13 protein-coding genes are annotated in these 14378 nt (G+C 64.4%); 7 read left to right on the top strand and 6 right to left on the bottom strand.

The features are described from left to right. Window positions 1-4 precede the first annotated feature (4 nt). Genes CUJ89_RS35625 through CUJ89_RS35615 form a run of 3 tightly spaced genes read right to left on the bottom strand, consistent with a single transcriptional unit; the run spans window position 5 to window position 4397 of the window. Window positions 5-2827, bottom strand: coding sequence for a molybdopterin-dependent oxidoreductase (locus tag CUJ89_RS35625; protein ID WP_114182120.1), 2823 nt, complete (start codon window positions 2825-2827; stop codon window positions 5-7). Then, complete coding sequence (locus CUJ89_RS35620) at window positions 2808-3662, bottom strand: FAD binding domain-containing protein (protein ID WP_114182119.1); 855 nt, start codon at window positions 3660-3662, stop codon at window positions 2808-2810. Before CUJ89_RS35620 ends, CUJ89_RS35625 begins: the two co-directional genes overlap by 20 nt. A 57-nt stretch (window positions 3663-3719) precedes the next feature. Next, window positions 3720-4397 (bottom strand): TetR family transcriptional regulator, encoded by a 678-nt coding sequence (locus tag CUJ89_RS35615; RefSeq protein WP_114182118.1) that lies wholly within the window; start codon window positions 4395-4397, stop codon window positions 3720-3722. Window positions 4398-4729: 332 nt separating this feature from the next. Here CUJ89_RS35615 and CUJ89_RS35610 point away from each other — a divergent pair, with 332 nt between their 5' ends. From CUJ89_RS35610 to CUJ89_RS35600, 3 genes are all read left to right on the top strand, one after another. Then, window positions 4730-6112 carry an ATP-binding protein gene (locus tag CUJ89_RS35610; protein WP_114182479.1) on the top strand — a complete coding sequence of 461 codons (1383 nt, stop codon included), beginning with the start codon at window positions 4730-4732 and terminating at the stop codon, window positions 6110-6112. A 341-nt stretch (window positions 6113-6453) separates the two neighbouring features. Then, window positions 6454-6843 (top strand): BON domain-containing protein, encoded by a 390-nt coding sequence (locus tag CUJ89_RS35605; RefSeq protein WP_114182117.1) that lies wholly within the window; start codon window positions 6454-6456, stop codon window positions 6841-6843. 99 nt (window positions 6844-6942) lie between these two features. Further along, window positions 6943-7368, top strand: coding sequence for a DUF3331 domain-containing protein (locus CUJ89_RS35600; protein WP_114182116.1), 426 nt, complete (start codon window positions 6943-6945; stop codon window positions 7366-7368). Here CUJ89_RS35600 and CUJ89_RS35595 read toward each other — a convergent pair. The 3 genes from CUJ89_RS35595 to CUJ89_RS35585 all read right to left on the bottom strand — a co-directional run bounded on the left by CUJ89_RS35595 (window position 7365) and on the right by CUJ89_RS35585 (window position 9023). Continuing rightward, on the bottom strand, window positions 7365-7796 hold the full coding sequence (locus tag CUJ89_RS35595; protein WP_114182115.1) for a universal stress protein: 432 nt from the start codon (window positions 7794-7796) through the stop codon (window positions 7365-7367). The two genes, CUJ89_RS35600 and CUJ89_RS35595, sit on opposite strands and share 4 nt — an antisense overlap. A 111-nt stretch (window positions 7797-7907) precedes the next feature. Then, window positions 7908-8456: an RNA polymerase sigma factor gene (locus CUJ89_RS35590; protein WP_114182114.1), complete on the bottom strand. Its 549-nt coding sequence runs from the start codon at window positions 8454-8456 to the stop codon at window positions 7908-7910. Between the two features lie 330 nt (window positions 8457-8786). Then, window positions 8787-9023, bottom strand: a complete 237-nt coding sequence (locus tag CUJ89_RS35585; RefSeq protein ID WP_114182113.1) for a DUF4148 domain-containing protein — start codon at window positions 9021-9023, stop codon at window positions 8787-8789. A 515-nt stretch (window positions 9024-9538) separates the two neighbouring features. Between CUJ89_RS35585 and CUJ89_RS35580 the strand changes: the two genes are divergently transcribed. From CUJ89_RS35580 to CUJ89_RS35565, 4 genes are all read left to right on the top strand, one after another. Continuing rightward, window positions 9539-11791 (top strand): ATP-binding protein, encoded by a 2253-nt coding sequence (locus CUJ89_RS35580; RefSeq protein ID WP_114182112.1) that lies wholly within the window; start codon window positions 9539-9541, stop codon window positions 11789-11791. A gap of 118 nt (window positions 11792-11909) precedes the next feature. Then, window positions 11910-12563: a response regulator transcription factor gene (locus tag CUJ89_RS35575; RefSeq protein WP_114182111.1), complete on the top strand. Its 654-nt coding sequence runs from the start codon at window positions 11910-11912 to the stop codon at window positions 12561-12563. 130 nt (window positions 12564-12693) lie between these two features. Further along, window positions 12694-13077, top strand: a complete 384-nt coding sequence (locus CUJ89_RS35570) for a response regulator transcription factor (RefSeq protein WP_114182110.1) — start codon at window positions 12694-12696, stop codon at window positions 13075-13077. A 135-nt stretch (window positions 13078-13212) separates the two neighbouring features. Beyond that, window positions 13213-14283, top strand: coding sequence for a sensor histidine kinase (locus CUJ89_RS35565; protein WP_114182109.1), 1071 nt, complete (start codon window positions 13213-13215; stop codon window positions 14281-14283). Window positions 14284-14378: the final 95 nt, after the last annotated feature.

Here is a 14378-nt window from a genome sequence, read left to right as displayed (position 1 = left end):
GGCTTTATCGAAGCCCTGAAGGCTGGTTTCGGGTCGCGAGCGCCAGACGGACGACATCCGGTGTGGCGGGGGCTTCGCGGACGCGTACGCCGGTTGCGTCATGGATGGCATTCAGGATGGCCGCAGCCGTGGGGACCAGCGCCGGCTCGCCAATGCCTTTTGCTCCGTAGGGGCCGATGGCCGTCGGCGCTTCGATGAAAATCGACTGCACGTCGGGCATGTCATGCACCGTCGGAATCACGTAGTCATGCAGATTGTTGTATTGCCCGGGGTGATATTTCTCCATCAGCGCCATACCGATACCTTGTGCCACTGCGCCTTCGACCTGTCCTTCGAGCAGCGTCGGATTGACCATTCTGCCGACGTCGTGTGCGGCCACGACCTTGAGTACCCGGACGCGCCCGCTCTCGCAGTCCACCGCGACTTCGGCTATCTGCGCGCCGAACGCGTAGGTTGCGTAAGGCGTGCCTTGCCCTGACGCATCGAGCGACGTCGTGGGGGGATCGAAGCTTTCTTCCGCCGCGACGACGTAGCCGTTTGCATCGACCGGTAGCGTCCGCAGGTCCAGTGCATTGCCGTCGACGGCAATGCCGCGCGTATCGGACGAAATCCGTGCATCGGGTGCCGCGCCTGCCAGTGCGAGCAGCCGATGGCGCAGCGCCGTTCCGGCCAGGAAGGCCGCCCGACCGGTGACGAACGTCTGGCGCGAAGCCGACGTGCGGCCGCAATCCGGCGTCAGCGAGGTGTCCGGGCCGACGATCCGCAGTCGATCGACCGGTACGCCCAGCGCATCGGCTGCGATTTGTGGAATGACCGTGTTTGCGCCCTGGCCGGCGTCCACAGCACCCTGGTGCAAGACGATCGTGCCGTCGGACCGGATGCCGAAGCGGACGGTCGACGGGTTCGGCAATGCGGTGTTGCCGCAACCATAGAAGAACGCTGCCAGACCGACGCCATGGCGAATATGACCCGGCGACGCTGCATTCAGCGTGGCGATGCGGGCGTGCGCTTCACGCCACGCCGGTCGCAGCGCATCGAGGCACGCGACGAGGCCCGCGCTGTCGTCCAGGACTTGTCCCGTCGGCAGCGTGTCCCCCGGCCGCAGTGCGTTCATCGCGCGGAACTCGAGCGGATCGATGCCGGCCTTGAGCGCCAGCTCGTCGATGAGTTGTTCCTGCGACATCGTCGTTTGCGGTACGCCGAAGCCCCGGAATGCGCCCGCGGCCGTGACGTGCGTATGAATCGCACGTGCACGCGCCGTGTAGTGCGGAATGACGTATGGGCCGCCGGCATGCACCGGTACCCGATTGGCGACGGCCGTGCCCCAGGACGCGAACGCGCCGGTATTGAAGTCGCCGTCGAACGTCACGGCACGGAGTCGGCCATCGGCATCGGCGGCCATGCTGGACGTCATTCGGCCGGGATGGCGCTTGGTCGACGTGGCCATCGATTCCTCGCGCGACAACACCATGACGACGGGCTTGTCGAGATGCCAGGCCGCGATCGCGAGCAGCGGTTGGACCGTCATGTCGAGCTTGCCGCCGAAGCCGCCACCGACCGCAGTCGCCACGACGCGTACCTGCTCCGGCGGGACGGCAAGAATGCGCGCGAGATCGCCGCGATGCGGATGGGGTGCCTGCGTGGACGAATGGATTTCGATGGTGTCGCCCTCGCGTCGAGCCCAGCCGGCCTCGGGCTCGAGGTAGGCATGCTCGACGAAGCTGGATTCGAACGTCGCGCTTACGACGTGACGGGCGCCTTGCGTCGCGCCTTCCGGGTCGCCGCGGCGCACCCGTCCTTCGATCAGCACATTGCCGGGACGATCGGCGTGCAGCTGCGGACTTTCGTCCAGCACGGCCTCGGCGATCGCGAGAACCGGCTTCAGCGGTTCCCAACTCACCGGAAAGCGCTCCAGGTCGAGCGCCGCGATTGCGGCGCGTTCGCCAACCACCAGCGCCACCGCCTCGAGATGGTGGCGCGTCTCCGTCTCCGGAAGGACGGGCTGGTCCGCGTATGGTGTCGCGACACCGTGCAGATTCATGCCGAGCACATCGGCGTGGGTGAGGATACGATGCACGCCCGGATGGGCGTCGACATATGTGTCGAGATCGCCGAACCCGAATCGCGCGCGGTGATGCGGACAACGGATCGCGCGCAGGAACAGGCTGTCGGCCGGATAGGCATCGGCGCCGAAACGCTGGCTGCCATCGACCTTTTCGGGCCCGTCGAGGCGCGTCAGCGGTACGCCGACCGACGGCCCTTCGGACGGGGCAACCGTCCGGCACCGCGCGGCGGCGCCGCATCCCACCTCCGTCACGGCGTCGACGATCTTCTGGTAGCCCGTGCATCGGCATAGCACGCCGTCGATGGCGGCCCGCGCACTGGCGCGGTCGGTCACCCGGGCGGCGTCGATTGCCGCCGCCGATGCCGTGAGCATGCCGGGCGTGCAGAAGCCGCATTGCACCGCCTGATGCGCGAGAAACGCCTGTTGCAGGCGGTTGCCGCACCGGGTGCCGTCGGCGAGGCCTTCGACGGTGACGACACGGCGCCCCGCAACCTGTCCCACGGGAATCAGGCAGGCATAACGCGCGTCGTCATCGACGATCACGGTACAGCTTCCGCAGTCGCCCTGGCGGCAACCTTCCTTGGTTCCGAACTGCCGCAAGTCCGCGCGCAGGTAGTCGACCAGCCGCTGCGAGTGGTCTGCCGGCAGGCGCAGCCGCGTGCCGTTGAGTTCGAACCAGTCGAGTTCCGGCGAAACCGGAGCGCTGCCGCCTGCGGTGGTTTCGCGAACGTCGGCAAGCTCGTCAAGCAGTGGATGCGCCACGTGCGTTCTCCTCGATGCAGCATGTGAAAGCGCGCGTGACCGCCAGCCGCGCGAGATGAATGCGATGCAACGCTGTCGCCCGGCAGTCGTCGATCGGGGACAGTTCCGCAAGGGGTGCCGCTTCGATCACGCTGGCCAGATCTTCGCGCCGCCGGCCCGCCAGCGCCGCCTCGAGCGACCGTATCCGAAGCGCAACGCCGGTTGCGCCACCGATGGCAACGGTGGCCGTCTCTACCGTGCCGTCCGCGCACACGCGCAGATGCGCGGCGGCCGAAACGACGGCGATCGCTGCGCCGTCGCGATTCGTGCATTTGACGAACGACGTCCGATCTTGCGCGCGCGGTTGCGCAAACAGGATGGCGACCAGCAGTTCGTCCGCATGCAACGCGGTCTGGCGGCTGCCCAGCAGGAAATCGGCCAATGGCAAGCAGCGCACGCCCCGCATGCTCGCCAGCTCGACGCGAGCGTCGAGTGCCAGCAGCGCAGGGATACCGTCCGCCACGGGAGAAGCGTGGCACACGTTTCCGCCGATGGTGCCCTGGACGCGAATTTGCCGGGGCCCGACGGAAGCTGCTGCCTCCGTGAGCGCCACGGGTAACCAGGCTGTCCGGGCGATGGCTTCCCAGGTGCTCGCGGCACCGATACGGGCAACGCCGTCGCGCTGCTCGATGCCGTGCAAGGCGTCGACGCGGCTGATATCCACCCATGCCGATCGGGCGGGCACCAGCCCGATATCGGCGAAGACATCGGTGGCTCCGCAAACGATGCGCGGCCGCGGCTGCGCCGCAAGCCCGTCTAGCACTTCCTCGATGGTGTTGGCGCGAAGGTAGTTCATCGCAAGGGTGTCTGCATCTTCGTGGTCACGAGGGTCGACATTGGCACGGGTACGCGCCTAGTCGTTGGCCGACGCATCCTTGCGGACGATCCGCAGCACGCTGTCGATGACGAATGCCTCCCAATGACGCACGGCATCTGGCGCATTCAGTTCCTCGCCGAGGAACGCGGACAACGTATAGCGGTTCGACGTATAAAAATACGCTGCCGAGATGATCAGCAGGAAAACGTCGCGCGCATTCAGGTCCTTGCGGAACAGGCCTTGCTCGACGCCGTTTTCGAGAATCTTCGCGACGATCTGCACCGCATGCGACGAGTATTCGCCCCGGCGCTCGAGCTTGGACAAGTGCTTGCCCTTGTGCAGGTTCTCCGTGTTCAGCAGCGTGATGAAATCGGGATTGCGCCAATAATAATCCAGCTTGAAGCGAATCACGGATTTGAGCGCTTCCACGGGAACCGAAGGATCGGGCGCCATCTTGACTTCCGCCTCGTCCATCCGTCGATAGATGCCTTCGAGCACCGCAACGAACAGGCCTTCCTTGCTCCCGTAGTAGTAGTAGATCATCCGGTCATGGGACTTCGCCAGCCTGGAAATCCTTTCCACACTGCCGCCTTCGTAGCCGTAACGCGCGAAGACCTTGGTCGCCGCACGAAGAATCTTGTCGCGGGTTTCCTGTGCCGCTGCCTCCCGGACACCGGTTCCGCGCACAGCCTTGCCTTTTGCTGCTTGAGCCATACCGCTCCTATGGCGGCCGACAACCTGGCCAAGCCGCCTGAAGAAAACTTGAAGTAGCGGGATTCCTCGACTTTCGTACGGGGAACGCTACATGAATCCGGAATTCTACGGAACTCTTTGCGTGTCTGCAACAAGACATAAATATGTCGTCAATTCAAAGGGTTATATTCGTAGTGAATTGCCGGATGGTCAGCGGGGCGAACGAATATTCGACATCTACAAGTTTTTATTTTGAGAAAGTGCTGCTACCATTCGTTTGTGGAGTACTCACTACATGAAATGTCGATTTCAGGTTGGAAGAGGCCGATGCCCGGTACGCAGGAGATAGACGAATGAACAACGAACTCGACGATTCCTGCAGCGCTTTCGCTGCGCGGACTACCTGGAAATCGCTCTCCGACGCGAGCGGTCCTGAAATGACCCCGGTCTTCGAGGAACTCATGTCTCAATCGCTGCTCGCGCTGGACATGCACGTGTTGCGGCACGTTTCCAATACGATGGCGACCGAGGTTCCGCCCGCGAGACGCGTCGGGAAATTGCTCGAGGCTGCGATCCAGGGGGCGGCGGCTACGTGGGGCGTGATTGCGGTCATTCGCGAAAGCGGCTGGGAGGGGGTCGCCGATGCGACGGTGGCGGATTCGCCGCACGTGGACCGGCTGCCGATCGACCGGCTGCCGGTCCCCATCATTGCCGCCGCCGTCCATCTACGCAACGGACTGGTGCTGCGCGATGCCTGCATTGCCGACCGTTGGCGGACGGACGATTATGTGCGCCGCTGCAAGCCGCGCTCGGTGATCTGCGTGCCGATACGGTGCAATGGCGCATTGATGGGCGCCCTGTATCTGGAACACGGGGGCCTGCCGGGCAACTTCACACCGGCGAAAATCGCGTTGGTCGAGATCATTGCGCTGCATGCCGGGTTCGTTCTGGAGAACCTTCGTCTTCACGACGAGCTTGCCGCGCAGCACGCCCGCTTGAGCAGCACCGAAGCCGCCATGCGCGACACGCTTTCCGAAATGGATCGCGCCGGCCGGCTGACAGCCTACGGCGAGCTGGCGGCTTCGATCGTGCATGAAGTCGCCCAACCCGTCACTGCGATCGACACATCCGCGCGCGCCGGGCTGAAATGGCTCAACCGCAGCGCGCCGAATATCGATGCCGCCCGCGAGATGCTCGCCCACATCTGTGCATGCGCCGTGCGCGCGCGGAACATCATCAGCGCATTGCGTGCCAAGGCACGGCACGCGGCGCCTGTCTTCGCCGTGTTCGATCTTGCGGATGCACTCTGCGAGGCGGCCGAGATACTGGAAAGCACGCTGGACGCGATGAAGGTGAGCTTGCGCGTTGACGGATGCTCGTCGCCGATGCCGATGTGCGGCGAACGCATCCAGCTGCAGCAGGCCATCATCAGCCTGCTGATGAATGGCGCGGAATCCATGCTTTGCAGACCTGAACATGAACGCGTCCTCGTACTGACATGCGAATCCGGTCAGAACCTCTTGCACATTCGCATCGACGATAGCGGCGACGGCTTCGATCCACAGCTGGCAGAGCGCATCTTCGAACCGCTATTCACCACCAAGCCCCATGGCATGGGCATGGGGCTTTCCATCTGCAACTCCATCGTGGACGCGCACCACGGGCAACTGGAGCTGACGCCTCGTCTGGAGGGCGGTACCCGGGCAACGGTGACGCTCCCGCTTTTTTCCATGTGAAGGCGCGCCGATTCCACGTCAAGCGGCGTGAATCGCGGAGCGACTGGCGGGTGTGGCGGGAATGGCGCGGGTACGGTAACAGATCGGGTACCTATACAAATGTATGCGGCTACTTATTCTGACGGGTCATGCGGCTAGCTGCAGATGCTATGGATCGTGTCGACGCGTCGCCTTATGCTCGCCTCACCGGTACACGAATCGCATTGACAACGGCTCGAGCGACGGCTCGTCGAGTCGGATGCAGGATGCGGCGGAGATGCGATTCGTGTGCATCGCGATGATGCAGGTCGCCGGAACATGCGTGCTTCTCGATTCGATACCAGAAATCCAAGGAACCCATCATGAAATTCCGACAATTCGTCGTAAGTGGCGGCCTGGCCGTCGTCCTGACTGCCTGCGTGAATCTGCAAGCATTTGCAGACGAACGGCCCGATGCAACGAGTGCAGATGTCGCGGTAACGTCGACCCCGGCGACCGGCACGGCGAAAAAGGCGGTGCGCACCGCCAATCGAACGTTCTCGCGGTCGGTTCAGAAAGCACTGTCCCGGACCAAGGGGCTGGAAGGGAAAGCGATCACGGCATTCGGCAATGCGTCGACCGGGCGGGTGACACTGGCAGGCCAGGTGGAAAGCGAAGATCAGGATCGTCTGGCGGTCGAGGCGGCCAAGAAGGTCCGCGGCGTCACGTCGGTGAACAGCAGGATCACGCTGCGATCGGAAGGCGGCGCCTGAGCGACGGGCGGACGCACCGCCGGGGCGGGTGGCCCGGCATCAGTGGTATTCGTGCGTCCGCTTTCACACGACCGACACGACTGCGCGGGAGAATCTTTGATGCAGGGACTGCCTGAAGCGGACATCGTGGTTCGCACGCTGATCCATGTCCTCGATCCTTCGTTGGAACAACGCGATGTTTGCTTGCGAGCGCAGCGCGCACGATACAAGGCGCGTCGCTTCGGCCTGCGTCAATGCGATGAGCATGACGCGCTCGTGCGAGTCGAGCCGCTTTCCAGCATCGCGGTGACGGAGCGCCTTTCGTTATCCATGATCAGCGTTTCATGGAGCGACTCGCGTTCAGGGCGTTATACCGAGCAAATCTGGTGCAGGAGCCGTGCGCGTGCGCCGGCGGTCTGCGCACTGACGGGCTGCGCAATACAACGCGGCGATCCCGTGTTTCGGCCGCGTGCGAGCGATGTTTGTCTGTCCGCCAACCGGCAGCGAATGATTCTTGCCGCGAGCGTGGGTGCCAGCCGAGCCTAGGTCGACGGGGCTGTCACGACGATCAGTGCCGTACCGCGAAGACGCTCGGCCAGGTCGACGTGAACGGGACGCTCGCGCCACCAGCGCGCGAATCCGCTGCGGGCGCAATGCCCGACAACGATCATATCCGGACGGGTGGTCATCGCATGTGCCGCGATGGCGTCGGCTGCGCGTCCGAACCGCACGTAGCCGCACGCGGCGATGCCATCGTCCGCTAGTTTGCCGACCGCACACTGAAGTTCGCGGCGCGCGAATTCCTCGAGTCGATGATGGGCAAGCTCGCTGAGCAGTCCGGCCGACTGTGCGTTCGCGGTGACGGGGTCGACCACGGCCACGACGTCGACCGCGGCAGACAATGCCCGCGAAAGCGCTGAACATCGCGCGAGTGCGGCCTGAGCCTCATCGGTCCCGTCATAGACGAGTAGCATTCTGGAAAGCGATGACATGTTTCGCATTGAGTGGTTGGTGCTCGGGCACTTCCGCCGCAGCGGATGCGATTGCCTACACTGAACACGCGACGCACGTCATATATTCCAGCGTCATCCGCGGGTCGCGATTTCGAGGACGTTTCCCGGCTGCATGCGCGATGCGCCGGACGCATCGAGCGCCATGCGAATCGCTTTGCGCGCGCGCGATATCCGGCTCATGATGGTGCCGACGGGGATGTCGAGCGTAGCGGCTGCTTCCTGATAGCTGAACCCATCGATGCTGACGAGTAACAGTGCGATGCGCTGGGATTCCGGTAACCGCTCCACGGCATCGACGATCTGCCGGACGGCCAGGCCGGTTTCGGACGTGGAGCGGGGATCGGCGACTGTTTCCAGCAACGCGTCGCTCCACTCGAGCAGCAGGCGCTCGCGATGATTGCGCTGTCGCAATTCGTTGAGCCATATCGAATGGATGATCGAGAAGACCCAACTCACCGGCGACGTGTCGGAACGTAGCTGATGAGCCCGCTCGAGTGCGCGAATGCAAGCGCGCTGCACGAGCTCTTCCGCATCGTATCGGTTCCCGGTCAACCGCATTGAGAACGACCGGAAGCGGGGCAGCATATCGGGAAGCATCATTGAAAGTTCGGTTTGCTTCATTGACTGACAAGTCCGGCATGGGACTCCGGCTGAAAATCATGCGTCGCGTCGACAAGCAGGGCGCTGCGAATGAATACCGGGGAAAGGTGTGTCCTGATGCGGCGGTCGGGCCGATGGCGGGGTTCGTTGCAATCAAGCCTGCCGTGCGACGGCTGTACCGACGGAATGGAACGCCGGAACGTTTCGGCTGATGTCGTCAGACGGGATGAATGCAACGCAATGTGCCCGCGACGTGTGCCGATACATCGGGCGGAATGCAGGGACGGCCCGGGTGCTGGAAGGGTGCCAACATCGCGCCGCCAGTGCCGGGCCGAACAAAAAGACTGGCGTTCAATGCCCGGAATAGAGTTTCCTGATGGCCTCGATCTCGCCGTTCTGTCGCGCCAGCGTGAGCTCCTGGCGTACTTCCGCGCGCGTCTTTGCCATCGATGCCATTGCGACCGGTGCCCATTGGTTCGCGGTCTGGGCATCGAAATTTCCCGAGATCGAATCAACGGGGGAGGCCGCATGGGCCGAGGCCGTCATCGCAAGCGCGGCGAGCGCGAAGGTGATCTTGAAAGTATTCATGTCGGATTCCTGAGAAGAGATGGATCGGAACGTACACACGGGATCTGATGCCGGCAGGAGCCCGCCTGGGCCTGCCGCTTCGTGGTTTTCATCAGATTCCGCCGTGTGTGTATTGAGCGCCGAAGAGGTATCTCGCATGTGTCCGGCGCGCGGCGTTTTGCAATGTCATGTATCCGTCCGGAAGTCCGACACATTGGGATACGAATGCACTCGTCGCCATGGGGCGCGGGCCGCGTCAGACAGCCGGCGTGTACCGATCCGGGGCCCGCTGTTGCGTCGGTGAAATGCGACTGGAATAATCTGAAGGTTCGCGTGTTTTCATGGGTGCCGGCAGAGGGCATTGCGATCGTTGGAGGGCATCGGTGGCATGCGCTGCAGCTGCGTGTCCGACCGATCGGATACAACCGGGACATCCCGCTCCGAGCTTGCGCACGGGTGCCGACAGGCTGCGTGCCGCGCCGCCGTGCCAGCGGCGTCCGAGTTCATGCCCGCTACCGTTTCCTTACCGCATTCGCATGATCGAACTTTCGACACGACGCTTGATTGAACTTTGCCCCGGGCCGCCGCGGCTGCAACGTGCGATCGATGACAATGCACCTGCCGTCCTGATCGCCGGCAACGGTGCGTCGTCGTCCGCCTCCGTCGCACTGCTGCAATGCGAATATGCGTTGCGCCCGGTACTGCGCGCCGGCTGGTGCGCCGTTCCACAAACGATCGTGTCGCACGGCGGCGACGCCGCGCTCGTACTGACCGATCCGGGGGGAACGCCGCTTTCCGTTGGCGGTGTGTCGCAGGAAGGGCCGGCCGCGTTTCTGCGACTCGCGATTGCGCTCGCGACGGCGGTGGATGCAATGCACGCGGCCGGTGTCGTGCATCGCGCACTCGTGCCGCATCGCTTCCTGGTAGATAGTGACGGCCGTGCGTTCCTGACCGGCTTCGGCTACGCCGCCTGCTCCGGCACGATCGGCCCGTTGGGCGACGCCGGACTCGATTGGGACGACACGCATTTCCTCTACATGGCGCCGGAACTCGGCGCGCGTCCGAACCGATGTGTCGACGCGCGGGCCGACCTCTACGCGCTCGGGTGCATTCTCCATGAGCAACTGGCCGGTGTGCCGCCGTCTGGCGTGACCGACGCCGCCGCACGCGTGCATGCGCACGCCACGCATTCGGCGCGGGCGTCTCGCGAGCTTGCCCGGCTCGTACCCGAACAGATCTCGCGGATCGTGATGAAGTTGCTCGAACACGCCCCGGAGCAACGCTACGGGACTGCCGCGGGCCTCGTTGCCGATCTGCGGCGATGCGAACGGGCCTATCGCCGTGACGGTCGCATTCCGATGTTCGCGATCGACGGACCGACGGCGCTGCAACGTGTGCAGCAGGCCGATCATGCGGCGGGCCGCGAAGACAGAATCGACGGGTTGCCCGCGCCGTGCCGTGGCGTCGCCGCTGGCGCAGAGGCGGAAACGCGCAATCCTGCCGGGAGCCGTTTGCACGAACTGGACGTCCGGGCAGTGCTGGACATCTCGAACGCGCTTGCGAGCGACATCGTGCCGGCGCGCCTCGTGGAGACGCTGTTGCGCACGACGCTCGAAAGCGCCGGGGCCGAACACGGCGCGCTCGCGGTGCTGCGCCACGGCGTCTGGCATGTGCCGGCGCGCGCTGATTTGATCGACGGTACGATCGTCGTGATGCAAGAGCCGGTGTCTTTCACGGCGGACGTGCTTCCCGTTTCGCTCGTGCAGGCGGTTGCGCGTACGCGGGACGCCGCGGTGATCGACGATGCCTCCGCGTCGCCGGTCCTTGCGCTAGATCCCTACGTTCGGCGCAGGCGTTCCCGTTCGGTGATGTGCGTGCCGTTGATGCGTTATGCGACGCTCGTCGGGGTTCTATATATGGAGAACAATCTGGCGGCGCGGATGTTTACAGCGGCGAAGGCGGCCCTGGTGGAAGTGATCGCGTCGCAGGCCGCGTTCGCGCTCGAGAATGCGCGACTCTACGAGGAACTGCTCGAACAGAACCGTCAGCGTGCGCATGCCGAGGAGCAATTGCGTGCCGCACTTGCCGGTCTCGAGCGTGCCAGCCGCCTGACAGCGATGGGCGAACTCGTCGCGTCTGTCGTTCATGAAGTTGGACAGCCGATTGCTGCCGTCGATACGTCGGCGAGCGCCGCGTTGCGCTGGCTGAACCGGGAGCCTCCGGACATCGGCGAAGCGCGGGAGATGCTCGTGCACATCAACCGGGGGGCGGCGCGAGCCAAGCGCATCATCCAGTCACTGCGCGCGAAGTCACGCAAAGCCGCGCCGCCGTTCTCGACAGTCGATCTCGTCGAGGCCGTCCGCGACGCTGCGACGCTTGTCGCGCGGCAACTCGACGCGTTCGGCGTCGTGTTGGAGCAGCACAGCCAGGACAGCCCCGTCTACGTGTACGGCGACCGTATCCAGCTCCAGCAGGTCGTGATCAATCTGCTCGCGAACGGCGCCGAATCGATGGCGGAGCTTGACACGGCGCGTCGCCTCTCGCTTGCCTGTGAAGCGGTTGGCGTTGACAGCGTACGCGTGACCGTGGAGGATTTCGGCGGCGGGATTGCGCCGGACATTGCAGACCGGCTGCTCGAGCCGCTCTTTACGACCAAGGAGAACGGGATGGGCATGGGCCTCGCCGTCTCGCATTCGATCGTCGACGCGCACGGCGGGACGCTGACGTTGTCGCCCCGCGAGGACACCGGCACGCGCGCGACCGTCATTCTGCCGCGCGCCGATCCATGACCGGGGCGTCGGTCGGCGCGCGACGCAGTGGTCGGGCAGGTTCTTCGAGATGTATTCGAGCCGCCTCGCGGCCATCCCTGCAAATTCACAAGCGAATATTTCAATGCCCGAAACCAGAATGCTCTACGCTGCGCCTTCATCCGCGGTTCGGAACGGCCGAGTCGTCTACGTCGTCGACGATGACGAATTCGTTCGTGCCGCGCTGATCAGCCTGCTGCGATCGATTGACCTGGACGTTTGCGCATTTTCCTCGACCGAAGAGTTTCTCGCGGCGACGAAGGGCACGGGACCGTCGTGCCTCGTGCTTGACGTGCGATTGCGCGGGCAGAGCGGGATTGCGTTCCAGAAGTCGCTGGCCGAGAACGGCGGTCCACAGATGCCGATCATCTTCATCACGGGGCACGGCGATATCGCGATGACGGTGAAAGCGATGAAGGCCGGCGCGATGGATTTCCTGACGAAACCGTTTCATGACCAGGAGCTGATCGATGCGGTGGTCGCGGCGCTCGACTGCGACGCGAAAAGGCTGGAGGCCAGTCAGTCGCTGCTCGACCTGTGCGCGTGTTGGGAATCGCTGACGCCGCGAGAACGCGAGGTGTTGCAACACGTCGCGACGGGCCTGATGAACAAGCAGGTCGCGGGCAACATGGGAATTGCGGAAATCACGGCCAAGATCCATCGCGGCCAGGCGATGCGAAAGATGAAGTGCCGCTCGGTCGCCGAGCTGGTGCGCAAGATGAGTGCGCTCGGCATTGAGCTGCCCGCGCACTAGCGGTGGCGCCATTGGGGGAAAGCCGACCCATACGTAGATATGGTGGCGGTGCGGCGGTGTGGCGGTATGCTGGCAACTTGGGTAGTCGTATCTGGGACGGGCCTGTCCGTTCACCTAGCCTTAAGCAGGGATGCCTTTTTCACTCTCAGTCACCGATCTCGTATCGATTGTCGACGACGATCCCTTCGTGCGCACCGCCATGAGAAGCTTCGTGCGTTCGCTGGGCGGGGAGGCGTGCGAGTTTGCGTCGGGGCCGGCATTCCTGGCTTCGGACGTTGCGTCACGAACGGGCTGCCTGATCTGCGACATCCAGATGCCCGGGATGGATGGCATCGAAGTGCTGTCCCGGATCGAAGCGCGCGGCCTGCGCATTCCGACCGTATTCGTCACGGCGTTCGCCACCGCGCGCGAGCGCGAGCGCGTGCGGGCGAGCGCCGCGCTGTGTCTCCTCGAGAAGCCGATCGACGCGCAGGAGCTCGAAGCGTGGCTCGCCCGCGCGCTCGGGCACGGCTGACCGTCCGCCGGTTGCCGCAACGGCAACCTAAACCTTCGTAGGGGGTGGATGGCCGCTCGTTTGATGGTGCGAGCCCCCCGTGCGTGTTTTCATCTCTCCCGTACCGTCCGCCGCGACGGCGACAGGAGAACGAAGATGGCGAACATTCCTAGCTTATCGTCAGGGGCCTTGTTTGAATCACGGATCACGCGCAGCCTGCGCAACGTCGCCCGCGTAGTGTTCCCGCATGCGCGTGAGCTCGTCGTGTGGCCCGTCCGCCTGGTTCTTGCGGCCGGCGTGCTGCTTGTCGTGGGGGGCATGTATGACGCGCGTGCGATGCTGGCGAGCGCATTGCGCCCGGTGGCGAGCCATGATCTGCTGATCGTCGGTGTGGCAGCGGTCGTGTTCGCGCTGGTTGCGACCGTGCTGTGGCTGCGGATGCTGAGACTGGATGCGACCATCAGCGAACTTGCCGCGGCAATCGAGAATCACGGGGTCGACGCGCTGCCCGAGACACTGGTCGAACGCGGCGTGCCCTCGATCGCAAGACTCGCGCGCGCGATCAACGGTGCGCATCGCCAGCACGCGGACCGCATGACGGAATTGCTCCATGTGCTGGCCGCCTATGCGCACGACCTGCGCACGCCGCTGACGCGGATGATGCTGCGTAGCGGGATGCTGGAAGATAGCGCGTTGCGTGACGCGATAGAGCGCGATCTTGCCGAGATGGGGGAACTGGTCGAGGCGAGCGTCGCCTGCGCACGACTTCAATGCAGTGTGCCGGAGCGTCCGCGCCACGTCGACGCGGACGAGTTGCTCGGCGTGCTGGTCGACAACTATCGTGACGCGGGCCTGACCGTCGACCTCGACGGACGGGTGGGCCGTCCGCTCGTGACGTTCCCGCACGCGCTGCGCCGCGTGCTCGTCAACCTGATCGACAATGCATTGCGTTACGGGGGCGACGTCCGCCTGTGTGTCCGGGTCGACGCCAGGCGCGTGATGCTCACCGTGGTGGATTCGGGGCCGGGTATTGTGCCGGCGGAGCTGGAGGCGGTGTTCACGCCCTGGTACCGTGCACCGCAGACGTCGGCGCGCGCACCGGGATCGGGGTTGGGGCTCGCGATCGCGCGTCGCCTGACACAGGCGATGCAGGGGGAACTGCAGTTGAACAATCGCAGTACCGGGGGCCTCGAAGCGAGAGTGACATTGCCGATCGCCCTTGCATGACGGCATCGAGGCGATGCCGGTGGCGACGATGCCGAGGTTCATGCGATTGAGCGAATCGCGCCGCTATCGAGGTCGCGCTGCCTGGCATATATGCG

Source organism: Burkholderia pyrrocinia (assembly GCF_003330765.1).
Taxonomy (GTDB): Bacteria; Pseudomonadota; Gammaproteobacteria; order Burkholderiales; family Burkholderiaceae; genus Burkholderia; species Burkholderia pyrrocinia_B.
The sequence above is the reverse complement of the archived record's forward strand: the minus strand, read 5'-3'. Positions and strand labels throughout refer to the sequence as shown.

Bases quoted from the DNA above. Each gene is read 5' to 3' on its own strand.
- CUJ89_RS35595 (WP_114182115.1), bottom strand. From the start codon at position 7,796: ATGCTACTCGTCTATGACGGGACCGATGAGGCTCAGGCCGCACTCGCG.
- CUJ89_RS35600 (WP_114182116.1), top strand. From the start codon at position 6,943: ATGCAGGGACTGCCTGAAGCGGACATCGTGGTTCGCACGCTGATCCAT.
- CUJ89_RS35565 (WP_114182109.1), top strand. From the start codon at position 13,213: ATGGCGAACATTCCTAGCTTATCGTCAGGGGCCTTGTTTGAATCACGG.
- CUJ89_RS35590 (WP_114182114.1), bottom strand. From the start codon at position 8,456: ATGAAGCAAACCGAACTTTCAATGATGCTTCCCGATATGCTGCCCCGC.
- CUJ89_RS35605 (WP_114182117.1), top strand. From the start codon at position 6,454: ATGAAATTCCGACAATTCGTCGTAAGTGGCGGCCTGGCCGTCGTCCTG.
- CUJ89_RS35610 (WP_114182479.1), top strand. From the start codon at position 4,730: ATGAACAACGAACTCGACGATTCCTGCAGCGCTTTCGCTGCGCGGACT.
- CUJ89_RS35620 (WP_114182119.1), bottom strand. From the start codon at position 3,662: ATGAACTACCTTCGCGCCAACACCATCGAGGAAGTGCTAGACGGGCTT.
- CUJ89_RS35615 (WP_114182118.1), bottom strand. From the start codon at position 4,397: ATGGCTCAAGCAGCAAAAGGCAAGGCTGTGCGCGGAACCGGTGTCCGG.
- CUJ89_RS35585 (WP_114182113.1), bottom strand. From the start codon at position 9,023: ATGAATACTTTCAAGATCACCTTCGCGCTCGCCGCGCTTGCGATGACG.
- CUJ89_RS35580 (WP_114182112.1), top strand. From the start codon at position 9,539: ATGATCGAACTTTCGACACGACGCTTGATTGAACTTTGCCCCGGGCCG.
- CUJ89_RS35575 (WP_114182111.1), top strand. From the start codon at position 11,910: ATGCTCTACGCTGCGCCTTCATCCGCGGTTCGGAACGGCCGAGTCGTC.
- CUJ89_RS35570 (WP_114182110.1), top strand. From the start codon at position 12,694: ATGCCTTTTTCACTCTCAGTCACCGATCTCGTATCGATTGTCGACGAC.